1 protein-coding gene is annotated in these 837 nt (G+C 45.5%); it reads left to right on the top strand.

Annotated elements, in window-relative coordinates:
• Positions 1 to 19: 19 nt before the first annotated feature.
• The coding region (locus tag A3763_RS04950) for a radical SAM protein (RefSeq protein ID WP_156494917.1) at positions 20 to 837 on the top strand (818 nt) is incomplete at its 3' end.

Genomic DNA, 837 nt, shown 5'->3' with positions numbered 1-837 from the left:
GGGTTGAGGTTGGTAAGTTATGAGCGAAGAACAAGGTCAGAAACGTGTAGGGTTCGTTAGTCTGGGATGTCCAAAGGCTTTAGTAGACTCTGAGCGTATATTGACCAAATTAAAGCTTGAAGGTTACGAAGTCGCCCCAGAATATGATAATGCGGATGTTGTGGTCGTAAATACTTGTGGTTTTATTGACTCTGCCAAGCAAGAATCACTCGATGCGATTAATGAAGCGATGCGCGAGAATGGTAAGGTCGTTGTCACCGGGTGTATGGGCAAGGGGAGTGACGCAGAGCAGATAAAGAGCGCTTTCCCTGAAGTGTTAAACGTTAGCGGACCGGCCGATTATGAAAGCGTAATGGGCGCTGTTCACGAATATGCTCCCCCGTCGAAAGAACAGGAAACGCACTATAGTGACAGGGTGCCTGCTCAAGGCATCAAATTAACACCTAAGCATTATGCTTACCTTAAAATCTCGGAAGGATGTAACCATCGCTGTAGCTTTTGTATTATCCCTCATATGCGCGGAGATTTGGTAAGTCGCCCAATTTCTGAAGTTATTGAAGAGGCCAAACGCTTGGTAGAAAGTGGTGTAAAAGAGCTTCTTGTTATCTCTCAAGATACAAGCGCCTACGGTGTCGATGTTAAATATAAGCTCGATTTTATGGAAGGCCGGGCTCACGAAACACGTATGCAAGACCTCGCTGTTGCGCTAGGAGAATTGGGTGTATGGGTAAGAATGCATTACGTTTATCCTTATCCTCATGTTGATAAACTGATCCCCTTAATGGCAGAAGGAAAGATTCTGCCGTATTTGGATATTCCCTTCCAGCACGCTAGTGC

The organism is Oleiphilus sp. HI0128, assembly GCF_001635365.1.
This window is presented reverse-complemented; position numbering and strand designations above follow the sequence as displayed.